The sequence below is a fragment of the Micromonospora sp. NPDC051300 genome (genome assembly GCF_044455315.1).
GTDB lineage: Bacteria > Actinomycetota > Actinomycetes > Mycobacteriales > Micromonosporaceae > Micromonospora > Micromonospora robiginosa.
In genome coordinates this window covers 120,547-135,718 of sequence record NZ_JBITEP010000013.1, presented here as the reverse complement: position 1 = coordinate 135,718, position 15,172 = coordinate 120,547, and the positions used below count along the sequence as shown (strand labels likewise).

Here is a 15,172-nt window from a genome sequence, read left to right as displayed (position 1 = left end):
GTTGCTCCACGTCTTGGCACGATCGCGAAAGCCGTTTACGGTGCAGTGACACGGACGACACTCCGGCCGGCCTCGGCTGCCCGGGCGACGCCCCGTCTGGCCGGCACCCTGGGTGCCGGTCGCTCCTTCACTCGGATCGTCCGGCACGTTCCTGCCGGTGAAAGGAAGCGCTCCATCATGGCTACGGTCACCTACGCGAAGGCGTCCCGGATCTATCCGGGCACCGAGCGCCCCGCCGTCAACCAGCTCGACCTGCAGATCGGCGACGGGGAGTTCCTCGTCCTGGTCGGCCCGTCCGGCTGCGGTAAGTCCACCAGCCTGCGGATGCTCGCCGGCCTGGAGGACGTCGACGACGGCGCGATCTACATCGACGACCGGGACGTCACCCACCTCCCGCCGAAGGCCCGCGACATCGCGATGGTCTTCCAGAACTACGCCCTCTACCCGCACATGACGGTGTACGAGAACATGGCGTTCGCCCTCAAGCTGCGCAAGACCTCCAAGTCGGAGATCGACCGGCGGGTCAAGGAGGCGGCCAACCTCCTCCAGCTGGAGGAGTTCCTCAGCCGCAAGCCGAAGGCGCTCTCCGGCGGTCAGCGCCAGCGTGTCGCCATGGGCCGCGCGATCGTCCGCGAGCCGCAGGTCTTCCTCATGGACGAGCCGCTGTCGAACCTCGACGCCAAGCTCCGCGTCCAGACCCGTACGCAGATCGCCTCGCTCCAGGCGAAGCTCGGCGTCACCACGGTCTACGTCACCCACGACCAGGTCGAGGCCATGACCATGGGTCACCGGGTGGCGGTCATGCTGGACGGCGTGCTCCAGCAGGTGGACACCCCGCGGGCGCTCTACGACACCCCGGCGAACGTCTTCGTCGCCGGCTTCATGGGCTCCCCGGCCATGAACATCAAGACGGTGAAGCTGAACGAGCAGGGCGGCGCGTTCGCCGAGCTGATCGTGCCGCTGACCCGTGAGCAGATCGAGGCGGCCCGCGCCGAGGGCGGCGACGGCAAGGTCACCGTCGGCTTCCGGCCGGAGGACTGCGACCTGGTCGGCCCGTCCGAGGGCGGCATGCCGGTCGTGGTCGAGCTGGTCGAGGACCTGGGTTCCGACGCCAACGTCTACGGCCACGCCGCGCTGGAGGGCCACAACGAGCGGTTCGTGGTCCGCACCGACCGGCGCACCATGCCGAACATGGGCGACACCGTGTTCGTCAAGCCGCGCACCGGCCGCAGCCACGTCTTCCACGCCTCCACCGGGCGCCGGATCTGACGTACGCGAAGTGAAAAGGGGCGGCCCGCCACGGCGGACCGCCCCTTTTCGTGTGCGTGTGCGGCGTCAGGCCTCGACGGCGCGACGGCGGGCGACCTCGGCGAGCGTGACCGCGGCGGCGACGCTGGCGTTGAGCGACTCGACGTCGGAGATCATCGGGATGCTGACGGTCAGGTCGCAGGTCTCGCCGACCAGGCGGGACAGGCCGCGGCCCTCCGAGCCGACCACGACGACCAGCGGGCCGACGGCGGCCTCCAGGTCATAGAGGTCGGTCTCCCCGTCGGCGTCCAGGCCGACCACGACGAAGCCGGCCTCCTTGCACGCCTTGAGCGACCGGGTCAGGTTGGTGACCTGGGCGACCGGGACGCGCGCGGCCGCGCCGGCGCTGGTCCGCCAGGCAGTCGCGGTGATCCCGGCGGCACGCCGCTCGGGTACGAAGACACCCTGTGCGCCGAACGCGGCGGCCGACCGGATCACCGCGCCGAGGTTGCGCGGGTCGGTGACCCCGTCCAGCGCGACCAGCAGCGGGGCGGCCTGCTCCAGCGCGGCGGTGACCAGGTCCTCGAACGGTTCGTAGGCGAACGGCGGCACCTGGAGGCCGACGCCCTGGTGCAGCACCCCGCCGGTCATCCGGTCCAGCTCGGCGCGGCTGACGTCGAGGATCGCGATGCCCCGGTCGGCGGCGGTGCGGACGATCTCCTTGACCCGGTCGTCGACGTCGATGCCCTGCGCGGTGTAGAGCGCGGTCGCCGGCACCTGCGCGCGCAGCGACTCCAGCACCGGGTTCCGCCCGACGAGCAGTTCGGGGCTGTCCTTCGCCGGGTTCGACTTACGGCCCGGGGAGACCCGGGGTCCGGACCGGCCGGCGGTGGGCTTGCCGCCCCGCCCCTTGGCGGCGGTGGGTACGCCCCGGCCGCCGCCCCTGCCCCAGGTGGTGTCCTTGCTGCCCGGCTGGCCGATCTTGGGCGCGCGGCCCTCCTCGGCGGCGGCACGGCGCTCCTTGTCCTGCTTCCAGGCGGTGCGTTGGGGCAGCTTCTCGGTGCCCGAGTAGGCCTTGTGCCACGGGCGCTCGTCCGCCGGCAGGGTGCGGCCCCGACCGGCGAGGGAGTCCTTGTTCTTGCCACCGGAGCCCTTGGGGGCGCTCGCCTTCGACGTCAGTCGCCGGCCACGGCGCTGCGAGTTGCCGGCCATCAGTCCTGCTCTCCAATAGTCCAACGCGGGCCCTGGGGGGTGTCCTCGACGACCACGCCGGCCTGCTTGAGCTGGTCGCGGACGGCGTCGGCGGCGGCCCAGTCCTTGCGGCCTCGGGCCTGGGCGCGCTGCTCCAGGGCCAGCGCGACCAGTGAGTCCACCACGCCGCGCAGGTCACCCGCGCGGTCGCCGCCGGTCCAGGCCGGATCCAGGGGGTCGACGCCGAGGATATCCAGCATCGCCCGGGCGGCGGCGAGCGTCGTGCGGACGGTCACATCGTCGCCGCCGCTCAACGCGGTGTTGCCGTCCCGGACCACCTCGTGCAGCACGGCGAGCGCCGCCGAGGTGTTGAGGTCGTCGTCCATCGCCGCCACGAACCCGGCCGGCAGCCCGTCGGGTCGGCCCGCGCCGACCCGCTCGGCCGCCCGCTGCACGAAGCCCTCGATCCTCCGGTACGCGACCGCGGCGTCGCGCAGCGCGTCCTCGGAGTAGTCGATGTGCGACCGGTAGTGCGCGGCGGCGTAGTAGTAGCGCAGCTCCACCGGGCGCACCCCGAGCGAGGCCACGTAGTCGAGGTCGAGCGTGTTGCCCAGCGACTTGCCCATCTTGGCGCCGCCGATGCCGAGCAGGCCGTGGTGCACCCAGTAGCGGGCGAACGGCAGGTCGGCGGCCTGCGACTGGGCGATCTCGTTCTCGTGGTGCGGGAACGTCAGGTCGAGCCCGCCGCCGTGGATGTCGAACTCGGCGCCGAGGTAGCGCCAGCACATCGCCGAGCACTCGATGTGCCAGCCGGGACGGCCCCGGCCCCACGGCGACGGCCAGGCGGCGTCGGCCGGCTCGCCCGGCTTGGCGCCCTTCCAGAGCGCGAAGTCGCGCGGGTCCCGCTTGCCCCGGTCGGGCGCGTCGCCGGCCGGCTGCATGTCGGCCGGGGACTGCCCGGACAGCGAACCGTAGGCCGGCCAGGACGCCACGTCGAAGTAGACGTCGCCGGAGTCGTCGCCGGCCGGGTAGGCGTGCCCGGTGTCGATCAGGCGGGCGATCAGCTCGTGCATCTCCGGGACGTGCCCGGTGGCCCGCGGCTCGTAGGTCGGCGGGAGCACGTTCAGCGCGCGGTAGGAGGCGGCCAGGATCTGCTCGTTCGCGTAGGCGATGGACCAGAACGGCCGGTCCTGCTCGACGGCCTTGGCCAGGACCTTGTCGTCGACGTCGGTCAGGTTGCGGATGAAGGTCACCTCGAACCCGGCGGCGACCAGCCACCGGCGGAGCACGTCGTAGTTCACACCGGAGCGAAGGTGACCGATGTGCGGCGGCCCCTGGAGCGTGAGACCACACAGGTAGACCCCCACCTTGCCGGCTTCCCGCGGGACGAAGTCCCGCACCGATCGGGTGGCGGTGTCATACAGGCGTAGCGTCACCTCCCAAGGGTAGCCGTCCGCACATTTCGGGGTTGGCCGGAGCCGGGTCGTACGCTGCGTGCTGTGGACACGGCGGCGCGCCCCCCGGAGACCGCGCAGACCCTGGACCGGGGCCTGCGCCTGTTGCACCTGGTCGCGGACGCCCCGGGCGGGCTGACCGTCACCGAGGCGGCGCAGCGGCTGGGCATCGGCCGGGCCGCCGTCTACCGGCTGGTCGGCGCGCTCAGCGGGCACGGCATGCTCCGGCGCGACGGGGAGGGCCGACTACGGATCGGCGTCGGCGTGCTGCACCTGGCCCGGCGCGCCCAGCCGCTGCTCGCCGAGGGGGCGCTGCCCGCGCTGCGTCGGCTCGCCGAGCGGACCGGGGCGACCGCCCACCTGACCGTGGTCGAGGGCGGTGAGGGGGTGGCGCTGGCGGTGGTCGAGCCGAGCTGGACGGCCTTCCACGTGGCGTACCGGACCGGCTCCCGGCACCCGCTGGAGCGGGGCGCGGCGGGCCGGGCCGTGCTGGCCGGGCGGGCCGGTGACGCGGGGCCGGTCAGCACCAGCGGCGAACTGCAGTCCGGCGCGTACGGGGTGGCCGCGCCGGTGCTCGGGGTGCCCGGGCTGGAGGGCAGCGTCGGCGTGGTGTCGCTGACCCCGCTCGACGTGGCCGAGGTGGGCGCCCAGGTCACCGCCGCCGCCGAGGCGGTCGCCGTCGCGCTCTCCTGACCGCGCCGGCCCGATAGCACACCGGCCGGGCGGTCCGGAGGTTGTCCACAGGGCGCCGGGTCGGGACCGGCCGTCGTCGTCCACAGGGCTGTCGCCGGCCGTCGCCCCGTCCGCACGCTTGTCGTATGCCACCTCATCCGCATCGGCCGCCACAGTTGCAGTGGCAGGTCTTCCGGGGCTCGGACGCGGTCCGGCGCGGGCTGCTGTCCCGCCACCACCTGCGGGGCGCGTCCTGGGTCCGCCTCCGGCAGGACGTCTACGCCGACGCCCGCCTCGACCGCGACCACGCGTTGGCCTGCCGTGCCGTCCTGCTCCGGATGCCGCCCGGCACCCTGGTCGCCGGCCCGTCGGCGGCCTACCTGCACGGCGTCGGACACGCCGCCGGCTTCACGGACGACGTGCACGTCCTGCTGCCGGCCACGGTCCGCGCCGACTCCCATCCGGGTGTCCGCGTGCACCACGCCCCGGTCGCCGGCGCGTCCGACGATCGGCCGGCTTCCGCAGACGCCGCCCGGGCCGTCCCGGGCCTCGCCCAGAACGGCACCCACCTGGCCAGGGATCGCCTCACCCAGAGCGGCACGCACCCGGCCGGGGATCGCCTCGCCCGAAGCGGCGGCACCCACCCGGCCGGGGACGGCCTCGCCCGGAACGGCACCCGCCCGGCTGGAGGCGGCCGTCCGTCGAGCGACGCCGATCCTGCCGAGAACGGCTCCCCGCCGAACGGCGCCGTCACGACGACGGTCCTCGTGCCGTCCCGGTCGGCGGCGGCCTCCGCGCCGGCCCGCACCCGCCCGTCCGCCGGCACCGCGCTTTCGGGCGGGGGTGGCCGGCGGCTCCCGGGCGACCGGCCGCCCGCTCGTGAGGTCGCGCCGGGCCGGCCCGGCCGGCCGGACCTGATCGGGCCACCGCTGCCACGGACCGAGCCCGTTGTCTGCGCCTGGGAGACGGCGGTCTGGGCCGATCCGGTGCGGGCGGTCGGCATCGTCGACGGCCTGCTGCGTGTCGGCGCGGTCAGCCGGTCCGCGCTGGCCACCGAGGCGGCCCGTAACGCCGGCCGGCCGGGCGGCCGGCGGGCGTCGTGGGTGTTCGGCCTGGCCGACGGCTGCGCCCGATCGCCGGCCGAGTCCCACCTGCGGGTGCGCCTGATGTTCGCCGGCCTGCCACGTCCGGTCGCCCGGCATCCGGTTCGCGTGTCGGCCGGTCTCGTGCTCCATCCCGACCTGGCCTGGCCGGGGTTCCGGGTCGCCGTCGCGCACGACGGTCCGGGGCGCGGCGAGCCCGACCGCACGGGGTTCGCCGGGCTCGTCGAGGCCGGCTGGTTGGTGCTGCCCGTGACCGGTCGGCGCCCGCCCGACGCGTTTCCCGCCCTCGTCCGAGAGGTCCGGTCCGCGCTGGTGGCCCGCGGCTGGCGACCGTGAGGCACCGGACGGGAACCCTGGGCAGGCGACCAAGAGACGCCGGCCGGGGGCCCAGGGCCGGCGAGCGTGACACGCCCGCCGGGGACCCGGGGCTCGGCGACAGTGAGCCGCCGGCCGGGGGTCCGCGACGCCACCGGAGGGTGCCGGGAGCGGCTGCGGGCGGCGCCCGGGGGATCCGGGCGCCGCCCCTCGGCCCCGATCAGGCGGGGGTGGTGATGCTGAAGACGTTGCTGAAGGCCGAGTTGCCTGATGCGTTGTTCGCCCGGATCCGGTAGTAGTAGGTGGTCGACCGGGCCCGGTTCGTGTCGCTGTAGTTGCGGGCCGTGCCCGCCACCGTGAGGCTGGCGACGTTGGCGTTGAACGTCGGGCTGGTGGACACCTGCAGGGTGAACGTGGTGACCACGCTGCTCGGGTTCTCCTGCCAGGTCAGGTTCACCGTGGCCAGGTTGTTGGGCGCGGTGACCGCGGTGCCGGCGAGGTTGGTCGGGGCGGCGGGCAGCGGCGGCCCGACCACGGTGACCGTGGCGGTGTTCGACCACGGCGAGGCGACGCCGAGATAGACCGTCCGCACCCGGTAGTAGTAGGTGGTGGCCAGCACCGTGGAATCGGTGTAGGTGGTGGCGTTGGCCGGCGCGGTGAACGTGGTCAGCCCGGCGGTGAACGAGGAGTTGGTGGCCCGCTGGATCTCCACCGAGTCGGAGTACGACCTGTTGGTCCAGGCCAGGTTGACCCGGGTCGGCACGCCGGACGGCTGGACCGCGGTCAGGTTGATCGGCCCGGCCAGGTTGACCACCGCCGACGCGGTGTTCGACCAGGCGGAATAGCTGGCCGAGTTCTCCCGGCGGACGCGGTAGTAGTAGGTGATCCCGCTGGCCACCGTCGAGTCGGTGTAGGTGGTCGCTCCCGCCGCCGCGGTGAACGTGGTGAGCCCGGTGGTGAACGTCTGGTTGGTCGCACGCTGGATGAGCACCTGGGTGGCGGCCGGCAGGCCGGGCGGGTTCGTCCAGGTCAACACGATCGACGGCTTCACCGTCGTCGATCCGGCGTTGGCGGTCGCGGTGAGGCCGGTCGGCGGCTCCGGCGACACCCGGATGACCATCGGCCGCATCATGTCGAAGTCCTCGTGGTCGACCATGTGGCAGTGCCAGACATACTCCCAGCCGAAGTTGTAGGGCACGTTGGTGACGACCGCCGGGTCCCCGGTCTGCGGGTCGATCTGGGCGAAGCCGTTGGTGGTGCCGGGGACCTGGGTCGGGTCGAGCAGCCGGACGCTGTCACCGACCTTGAACGGCGGGTTCGCCGGCAGCGCGGGCCGCATCGCCACGATGCAGTCCTCCAGCGGATTCATCCGCACGGTCTCCTTCCAGCCCACCTCGTTGGCATCCGGCGGCTTGTAGACGCCGTCCCAGCCGACCCGGTTGATGAGCTGCACGTTGAAGTAGTGGAAGTGGATGAAGTGGGTGTCCACCCCGTTGTGGGTGACCTTCCAGATCTGGGTGCCGTCACCCGGCGATCCGACCGGCGTGGCCAGGTTGGACATGTAGAGGATCTCCGTCGGCGGGTTGATGTACGGCAACGGGATCGTGGTCTGGATGAACGCGCTGGTCCGGGGCAACTCGACACCCAGGTTCGGCATCATCCGGCCGTAGACCGGGTCGAACTCCTCGACGATCGCCTTCGGTTGCAGCGGCAGGGTGATGCGGCCGGTGCCGCCGAGCGGGAAGTAGCTGATGGTGGTGTCCTGGATCGCCACGTAGGTGTTCGGCGAGTTGGTGCCGAACGCCTCGTTGTACGCCTCCTCCGGCACGATCGGCGCCGGCTGGCTGCCCGCGTACGCCTGGGGCAGTCGGGTCTCCAACTGGGCGAGGTCGAACGGCGCGGCCGGGGTGCCGACGACGTGGATCTGCATGAGGGTGCGGGTGTTCGGGCCGTAGCCGGGCTGCGTGGTGGGCGCGCCGCCGGCGTCGGTCTGGTCCGGGTCGCCGGTGTAGTAGTCGTAGCGGGTGTCGTAGGCGGGCATCGGCGCCGGGCAGTCGTTGTAGAGGATGAGTGTGGAGCCGGGGGCGACCGTGGAGAAGTCCACGATCACGTCGGCGCGCTCGGCCGGGCCCATCAGCAGTGAGTGGTCGGAGACGTTGAGCACGGTGATCGAGCGTCGGTCGTACTCGTAGTTGATCGGTTGTGGCGGGATGATCGCGACGTGCGGCAGGAGGCCGCCCTCGTTGCCGATCTGGATCCAGTCCGGGCCGACCGCGTCCGGGTTCGGCACCCCGCCCTCCCGTCCGTCGGTGGGCCAGGTCGGTGGCAGGCCCTCCCCCGGGCACGCCTCCACCATCGGCACCTCGCCGGCTGCGCCGTCGGCGAGCGTGCCGTTCGGGTTCCACATGGTGCCGTTCGAGGCGGCGTGGTAGAGCTGGAGGTTGAGCGCCCGGTCGTTGCACCCGTTGAGGATCCGGAACCGGTAGGCCTTCGGCTCGACCTGCAACGTCGGGTAGGCGCAGCCGTTGATCACCGGGGTGTCCATGAACGCCTCGGGCGTGATGGTGGGCAGGGGTGTGCCCGGCTGCACGGGCGGTTCCCAGGGCCGGGTGACCGGGTCGTGGTACGGGTTGGGCACCGGTCCCTGCTCGATGCCGGTGAACGGCGGCCAGAACCAGGGCCCGTAGTCCCAGCGGCCCATCGGGTTGGCGCCTGCCGCGTTGTAGGGGTTCTGGTTGGGCATGTAGACGTGCGGCATCCAGAGGCTGCCCTTGCCGCCCCACTTGGCGGTGTCCCAGGTCGGGTCCTCGGCGGCGAGCTGGGCGGGGTCGGGCACGAACGTCTTGTCCTGGATGAGCAGCGGGATCTCCTCGGCGGGGACGACGCCCTGGGTCACCAGTTGCCGCTCGAACGGGTCCCGGAGCAGCAGGATCCCGAGTTGCCCGCTGTAGGGGGTGAGGTGGGTGGTCGCCTCGGTGTGGTCGTGGAACCACATCATCCGGGCGCTCTGCTGCATCGGGAAGTAGAGCGTGACCGCGCCCGGGCCGGGGTCGGGCATGTCCGGCACGTTCGCGTAGCTGGCACCTTTCGGGTAGGAGGTGACCTCGCCGGCGGGGGTGAACCACTGCAACGGCGTGCCGTCGCTGATCCACTGCGTCTCCGAGCCGTGCAGGTGCAGGACGGTCCGGTTCTGGGTGTAGAGCTCGGTGTCGTTCAGCGGGCCGGTGCCGGCACCCATCAGCGTGATGTCCACCGGCAGGAACAGGTTGCCTGCCGCGCCGGTGGGCAACTGGTTGACCAGCTTGACGCGGATCGGGCGGTTCCGGTTGGCGTAGATGAGCGGTCCGCCGTAGTAGGGCCGGGCGGGCGGGGCGATCGTGTTCTGCCCGTTTCCGTCGGTGCCGTTGTTGAGCTGCTTGTAGCCACGCAACCGGGTGGCGGGCAGGTCCTTGTGGAACTGCTGCGAAAACTGTTGGATCCCGATCTCGTAGTAGTCGCAGTTCGGATAGGTGACCGTGTCGGGCACCGCGACCGGGATGTAGTTGCCCAGGTCGTTGGCGTTGGTGGGGCCGAGGCCCGGCAGCGTGTCGATGAACTTGCGCATCCCGGTGCCCGGCTGCACCACCCCGCCGACGACGGTGGGGAGTGGGCTGTTGGCGTAGTTGGGGGTGAATCCGAAGTAGTCGGGCGGGTCGCCGGGCCCCAGCGCAATTGAAGTCGAGTGAGAACCTGGACGGAAGGGACCTTCGGCCCTACGGGGAGGGTTTGAGCTGCGCAAACGCCAATTCACGCCAACCGGACAGCGCCAGATGGGAAGACCACTGTGCGCATTCGCCGACACGGAGAAGCCCGGGCGACGGATGTCGCCCGGGCTTCTCGGTGGTGCGGAGCGGTTACGGCCGCGCGTTGGGCTTCAGCGGCGTCTTCACCGCGGCGTAGGCGTCGATGATGCCGTAGCCGTAGAAGCCGTTGAAGTTCAGCGAGCCCGCGCAGTACGCGTCGAACTCGGCGTCGCGGCCCTCGTTGGTGTAGGTCTGCAGCCGCGGCTCCGGGCAGGCGTGCTCCGCCGCCGTCCGGTAGAGGTGCTGCTCCACCAGGTCCGGCGCCAGGCCGAAGCCGTTCCGGCCCTGCTTCTTGCCGAACTTGCTGACGATCAGCGCGGCCACGCCCGAGGCGTGCGGCGAGGCCATCGAGGTGCCCTGGAGGTAGGTGTAGTAGCCACACTCACCCTTGGCGGTGCACTGCTTGAACACCGAGTTCTCGAAGCCGGCGACGATGTTGCCGTTCTCGTCGACCGACCCCTCCTCCTGGAGCACCTTCTTCGGGTACGTGGAGAGGATCATGTTGGCGTCGGTGCGGTAGGTGTCGGTGCCGAAGCCGTCCCGGAACCAACCACCCGGCGCGGCGATCGAGATCTGCTCGGTGCCGTAGTTGGAGTAGTCGGACTTCTTGCCGGACGGGCCGACCGCCGACACGCCGATCACGTGCGGGCCCTCGACCGGCAGGTCCCAGCAGCTCGCGTTGTCGATCGGCCGCGGGTACGGGTCCGCGCCGTAGTCCGGGCTGCTCACGTCGGTGCGCGGGGCGCCCAGGTCCTCGTGGTTGTTACCAAGCGAGCCGACGAGCGTGACGCCCTTGCGGTGGGCGAAGGTCAGCGCCCGCTTCATGGCCTCGATGACGGTCCGCTGCTCGGCCTGCTGCTCCGGGTTGTCGGCCGGGTTGGCGGTGCAGTTGTAGAGCCACGGGTCGACGTAGAAGGACATGTTGACCACGTCCAGCCCGGAGCGGCCGGCGTGCACCAGCGCGTTGACCACCGGGTCGAGGAAGAAGTAGCCGCTGTCCTGGCCACCCTTCAGCTCGACCAGGGAGACCTTCGGGGCCACGCCGGAGAGGCCGAAGCCGTTGGCGGCGGCGCCGATCGTGCCGGCCACGTGCGTGCCGTGCCCGCCGTCGTCGGTGCCGACCGGGTCGAGGCAGCTCGCCACCTCGCACGGGCCGTCGACGTCGGGGATGTCCGGCGCGAAGTTGCGCGACAGCGCCCAGTTGAAGTTGGGGGCCAGGTCGGGCTGGCTGGCGTCGAGGCCGGTGTCCAGCACGCCGACGGTCACCCGACGGTCACCCGGCTCGATCTTGCGCGCCTGGTCGGCGCGGATCAGGTCCAGACCCCAGAGCTTGTCGTCAAGCGGGTCCATCTTCTTGGCGTTGCCCTTGGCGGCCTTGCCCTTGGCCGCGGCGGCGGCCAGCAGGTGCTCCTGCTCGACCCGGTCCAGCTTCGGCTTGCGGCCGATCGCCTTCTCCTCGGCCGCGCCGACGAGCGCGCCGGCGGCGTTGGCGCGGCTGGCGAAGTCCGCCCGGTCGCTGGTCACCCGGAAGAGGCCGACGTCGTCGGTGCGGGAGACGACGGTGCCGCCGGCCGCCTTGATCGCGGCGATCGCGGCGTCGCTGGACACGCCGCTCTCGGCCAGCACGGTGAAGGTCCGGCTGTCCGACGGCGCGGCGGTCGCCGGGACACCCAGGCCGGTCACCGTGAGTGCCAGCGAGGCCGCGACCGCGACCGCGCCGGCGGTGAAGCGCTTGCTCACCACATCAGATCCTCTCGTTGAGGGACGTGGCAGTCATCCCACAACATGGACGCGGGTTTCGCCAGGGGCCCGTCCGGAATAGCACCCAATCAGGCATTCGCGCTCGTCACATCGACGAGCACGCCGGGAAGGTCGGTCAACGTGGACACCTCGGCGTCGGGGGTGAGGCCGGGCGGGCGCGGCAGGCCGGCCCGGTTGAGCCAGACGGCCCGCAGGCCGGCCCGCTGGGCGCCGGTCACGTCGTGTTCCGGCGAGTCGCCGACGTGCACGATCCGGTCGGCGGGCAGCCCGGTGGCCGCCACCACGGCGGCGTAGAACCCCGGCGCCGGTTTCTTCGGCAGGCCACCCTCGTGGGCGTACAACGCGAAGGCGAACTGCCCGGCGAGCCCGCAGCGTTCGGCGCGGCTGTTGCCGTTCGTGGCGAAGCCCAGCAGGTGGTGCGGGCGCAGCGCGGCGAGCGCCGGCAGCGCGTCCGGGAAGGGCCGGCTCAGGGCGTAGCGCCGGGCGAAGAAGAGCGTGGCGAACTCGTCGAGGTGGCCGCCGAGCCCGGCCCGGTCGAGCGAGCGGGCCAGCGCGGCTCGCCGGATCTCCTGCACCGGGGCCGCGCTGAGCGCGCCGAAGATCGCACCCCAGTCGCCCTCCAGGTCCGCGAGCGAGACCTCGGCCGCCGCCGGGGTCCGCCGCCGCATCTCGTCGAGTACGGCCGACAGCGCGCCGGTCACCGCGGGGCGCAGGTCGACAAGCGTCTCGTCGGCGTCGAAGACGACGGCGGTGCGGGGCGTGCTCATCGCTCACCGCTGAGCGCCGGCTCGGCCGGCGTCGGCGGGACCGCCTCGGGGGCGGACCGCAGCTCGTCCACCCGGACGAGGGCGACGCCGCCGACGATGAGCACCCCGCCGGCCAACTGGATCAGCGTGGGCAGCTCGTCCAGCACCAGCCAGGCGATCAGCACCGCGAACATCACCTCGGTCAGCCCGACGAACGAGGAGAGCCGGGCGCCGAGCAGCCGGGTGCCGGCCACCCCGGTCAGGTAGGCGACCACGGCGGCGATCAGCGACAGCCCGGCGATCGGCACCAGCCAGCTCATCCGGTGCCCGGCGAAGTCGACGTCGGCGGTGCCGGCGGCCAGCGGCAGCGCCCCGACCGCGCCGAGCAGCAGCAGCACCAGGGCGCCGACGGCCATGCCACCGCTGGCCATCACCACCGACGGCAGGTCGTCGTCGAGGCGGCCGGCGATGACGAAGTAGCCGGCCAGCCCGATCCCGGCGCCGAGCCCCCAGAGCACGCCCACCGGGTCGAGCCGGCCGGCGCCGGTGAGGTCGAGGACGAGCGCGAGGCCGGCCAGGGCGGTGAGCGAGCCGGCCACGGTCAGCCGCCGGGGACGCTGGCCGTGGACCAGCCACATCCAGCCGACGACCAGCACGATGCCGAGGTATTCCAGCAGGAGCGCGACGCCGACCGGCAGAAAGCGGACCGCGTTGAAGAAGCACGCCTGGGCCATGGCCACGCCGAGCAGCCCGAACAGCACCACGGTGAGCCCGTTGCGGCGCAGCACCGGCCACCGCCCGCGCAGCGCCAGCAGGGCGGGCACGGCCAGCACCAGCGCGGCGACGCCGACCCGGGCGATCACCACCGCCACGGCCGACCACTCCCCGGTGATCAGCGGCCGGGCGAACGTGCCCGAGGTGGCGAACGTGAGCGCGGAGAGCAGGGCCAGGCCGAGCCCGGCGCCGGATCGTTCCCGCATCGGCGACTCCTGGTCATGAGTGATGAAGCGTTACGCTGATGACGTTAGGGGTGCCGTCCGACAGGAGTCAAGTTGCTTTTCGCTCATGACACCGAGTGCGGGCTGACCGCCGCCGCCGCGCTTGTCAACACCGCCGGCCCGGACCGCGAGGGCCTGCCCGACGTGGCCGCGCTGGACGGGTTCTTCACCACGCACGGGTGGAGCGGCCGGCACGAGCACACCGAGGTCGAGCTGCGCCAGGTCCGCGCACTGCGCCCCAGGCTGCGCCGGATCTGGGACACCGACACCGACGGCGTGGTCGAGATCGTCAACACGCTGCTCCGCGAGTCACACGCGCTGCCGCAGCTCATCCGGCACGACGACGAGCCGTACCATCTGCACGCCGTGCCCCGCGACGCGCCGCTGGCGACCCGGATGGCGGTCGAGGCCGCGATGGCCGTCGCCGACCTGGTCCGGATGAACGAGCTGAGCAGGCTGCGCCACTGCGCGCACCCCGACTGCGACGACGTGCTCGTCGACCTGTCGAAGAACCGGTCCCGCCGGTTCTGCGACGGAAGCTGCGGCAACCGGGCCGCGGTCAGCGCCTACCGCGCCCGCCGCGCCGCCTCACCGTCCTGAGCCTCGAGGTCGCCGCGGTGGCGCGGCGACGAAGACCCGCCAGGGGTACGCGGCGAAGGTGAGCACCGGTCCGGCCGGGTCCTTGCTGTCCCGCACCCCGACCACGCCCGGAAGGTCGACGGCGACCTCGACACAGTCGTTGCTCTGGGCACTCCGGCGGCTCTTGCGCCAGGTCGCGCCGCTCAGATCCACGACTCGGCCACCTCCCTCACGAACTCGACGGACTCCTGTGGGGGTAACGCCTCACCGAGGATAGCCTCCCAAACTCGTTGCACGAGGCCGAGATCCGCCGGTTGATCAACCTCTTGGCCGCCTGCCAGTGTGGCCATGAACGCCAGATCGGTCCCGTCCCGGAGGGTCGCCAGAATGAACGGACCGCCGAGGCCCGGATACTCCAGAGCGGACCGTGGCACGACGTGCAACCAAACCCGTGGGTGCTCGGTCGCGATCCTGGCCAGGTGCGTTGCCTGGTCGCACATCGTCTTGCGCGTCCCGACCTGCCTGCGCAGCGCGGCCTCGTCCAACACCGCCCACAGTCTCGGTGGTTTCTCGTCGTAGAGGAGACGCTGCCCCTCCATGCGCTCGGTCAACCGGTGCTCGACAACGTCCGATTCGATCACTCCGCCCGCCTCGAAGACGGCACGGGCGTACGCCTCCGTCTGGAGCAGACCGGGCACGTACAGCGGCTCGTACCACCGCAGCACCCGCGACTGCGCGACGATTTCGCCTCGGCCCCGCAACCAGGGCTGGGCGCGGTCCAGGCTGACCAGCTCGGTCATCATGCGGCCGAAGAGGCCACCGGTGTCGAGCGCGTCGTCGACCAGCTCCACGTATTTCGCGGTGGGCGGCTGGTGGCCCAGCTCCACCGCGCTGACCATCGACGCCGAATAGTTGACCGCCCGGGCCAGTTCCTCCTGGCTCCAGCCTCGCCGGGCGCGGGCCCGACGCATCTCGGCGACCAGAAAGGCCCCCGCCGTCATCTGCCCACCCGACATCGCCAGCCGTCCTCCAGGATCGCGGTGATCGACTCCGAGGGGACGCCACCGGCCGACCGGCCCGCCGCAGAGGACCTCGGGCAACACCCTCGAACCCTTTCGAGCGTAGTCACGACGTCAGCAGACTGTGAAGTGCGGCACCGGCGCTCATTTCCCCCGAGTCCGGCGTCGCGGTGGGACCGCCCGCTCCCCCGGCCGAGCGGTCCCACCCAGCCGGGGCGGCGATGTCACGAACGACTCAGCTCGA

General features: G+C 72.3%; 12 protein-coding genes. 4 read left to right on the top strand and 8 right to left on the bottom strand.

Annotated elements, in window-relative coordinates:
• Positions 1-177 precede the first annotated feature (177 nt).
• A complete protein-coding gene (locus tag ACIA5A_RS16950) occupies positions 178-1,269 on the top strand; it encodes an ABC transporter ATP-binding protein (RefSeq protein WP_396762546.1) in 1,092 nt (363 codons plus the stop codon).
• A 66-nt stretch (positions 1,270-1,335) separates the two neighbouring features.
• On the opposite strand, the gene rlmB is transcribed toward ACIA5A_RS16950, so the two are convergent.
• Positions 1,336-2,460: a 23S rRNA (guanosine(2251)-2'-O)-methyltransferase RlmB gene (gene rlmB, locus ACIA5A_RS16945; protein WP_396762543.1), complete on the bottom strand. Its 1,125-nt coding sequence runs from the start codon at positions 2,458-2,460 to the stop codon at positions 1,336-1,338.
• Positions 2,460-3,875 (bottom strand): cysteine--tRNA ligase, encoded by a 1,416-nt coding sequence (cysS, locus tag ACIA5A_RS16940; RefSeq protein WP_396762540.1) that lies wholly within the window; start codon positions 3,873-3,875, stop codon positions 2,460-2,462. The genes rlmB and cysS overlap by 1 nt, the downstream gene beginning before the upstream one ends.
• Before the next feature lie 63 nt (positions 3,876-3,938).
• Between cysS and ACIA5A_RS16935 the strand changes: the two genes are divergently transcribed.
• The gene (locus ACIA5A_RS16935) at positions 3,939-4,586 is read left to right on the top strand and encodes an IclR family transcriptional regulator (RefSeq protein WP_396762537.1); all 648 of its coding nucleotides are present in this window, start codon (positions 3,939-3,941) and stop codon (positions 4,584-4,586) included.
• Between the two features lie 125 nt (positions 4,587-4,711).
• Complete coding sequence (locus tag ACIA5A_RS16930; protein ID WP_396762534.1) at positions 4,712-6,004, top strand: hypothetical protein; 1,293 nt, start codon at positions 4,712-4,714, stop codon at positions 6,002-6,004.
• A 199-nt stretch (positions 6,005-6,203) separates the two neighbouring features.
• Here ACIA5A_RS16930 and ACIA5A_RS16925 read toward each other — a convergent pair whose 3' ends face one another.
• From ACIA5A_RS16925 to ACIA5A_RS16910, 4 genes are all read right to left on the bottom strand, one after another.
• On the bottom strand, positions 6,204-9,608 hold the full coding sequence (locus ACIA5A_RS16925; protein WP_396762532.1) for a hypothetical protein: 3,405 nt from the start codon (positions 9,606-9,608) through the stop codon (positions 6,204-6,206).
• Positions 9,609-9,876: 268 nt separating this feature from the next.
• Entirely contained in the window at positions 9,877-11,565 is a 1,689-nt protein-coding gene (locus tag ACIA5A_RS16920; RefSeq protein WP_396762529.1) for a S8 family serine peptidase, read from the bottom strand.
• 89 nt (positions 11,566-11,654) lie between these two features.
• Positions 11,655-12,353, bottom strand: a complete 699-nt coding sequence (locus tag ACIA5A_RS16915) for an HAD family hydrolase (RefSeq protein ID WP_396762526.1) — start codon at positions 12,351-12,353, stop codon at positions 11,655-11,657.
• On the bottom strand, positions 12,350-13,312 hold the full coding sequence (locus ACIA5A_RS16910; RefSeq protein ID WP_396762523.1) for an EamA family transporter: 963 nt from the start codon (positions 13,310-13,312) through the stop codon (positions 12,350-12,352). The genes ACIA5A_RS16915 and ACIA5A_RS16910 overlap by 4 nt, the downstream gene beginning before the upstream one ends.
• A 72-nt stretch (positions 13,313-13,384) precedes the next feature.
• Between ACIA5A_RS16910 and ACIA5A_RS16905 the strand changes: the two genes are divergently transcribed.
• Complete coding sequence (locus ACIA5A_RS16905; protein WP_396762520.1) at positions 13,385-13,930, top strand: CGNR zinc finger domain-containing protein; 546 nt, start codon at positions 13,385-13,387, stop codon at positions 13,928-13,930.
• Here ACIA5A_RS16905 and ACIA5A_RS16900 read toward each other — a convergent pair.
• Together ACIA5A_RS16900 and ACIA5A_RS16895 are read right to left on the bottom strand one after the other, a co-directional pair.
• Positions 13,919-14,122: a DUF397 domain-containing protein gene (locus ACIA5A_RS16900; protein WP_396762517.1), complete on the bottom strand. Its 204-nt coding sequence runs from the start codon at positions 14,120-14,122 to the stop codon at positions 13,919-13,921. The two genes, ACIA5A_RS16905 and ACIA5A_RS16900, sit on opposite strands and share 12 nt — an antisense overlap.
• On the bottom strand, positions 14,113-14,925 hold the full coding sequence (locus ACIA5A_RS16895) for a Scr1 family TA system antitoxin-like transcriptional regulator (RefSeq protein WP_396762514.1): 813 nt from the start codon (positions 14,923-14,925) through the stop codon (positions 14,113-14,115). Before ACIA5A_RS16895 ends, ACIA5A_RS16900 begins: the two co-directional genes overlap by 10 nt.
• Positions 14,926-15,172: the final 247 nt, after the last annotated feature.

What these genes read in the sequence shown, in the direction of transcription:
- ACIA5A_RS16930 (WP_396762534.1), top strand. Translation starts at nt 4,712, where the DNA reads ATGCCACCTCATCCGCATCGGCCGCCACAGTTGCAGTGGCAGGTCTTC.
- ACIA5A_RS16895 (WP_396762514.1), bottom strand. Translation starts at nt 14,925, where the DNA reads ATGTCGGGTGGGCAGATGACGGCGGGGGCCTTTCTGGTCGCCGAGATG.
- ACIA5A_RS16950 (WP_396762546.1), top strand. Translation starts at nt 178, where the DNA reads ATGGCTACGGTCACCTACGCGAAGGCGTCCCGGATCTATCCGGGCACC.
- ACIA5A_RS16910 (WP_396762523.1), bottom strand. Translation starts at nt 13,312, where the DNA reads ATGCGGGAACGATCCGGCGCCGGGCTCGGCCTGGCCCTGCTCTCCGCG.
- ACIA5A_RS16915 (WP_396762526.1), bottom strand. Translation starts at nt 12,353, where the DNA reads ATGAGCACGCCCCGCACCGCCGTCGTCTTCGACGCCGACGAGACGCTT.
- rlmB (WP_396762543.1), bottom strand. Translation starts at nt 2,460, where the DNA reads ATGGCCGGCAACTCGCAGCGCCGTGGCCGGCGACTGACGTCGAAGGCG.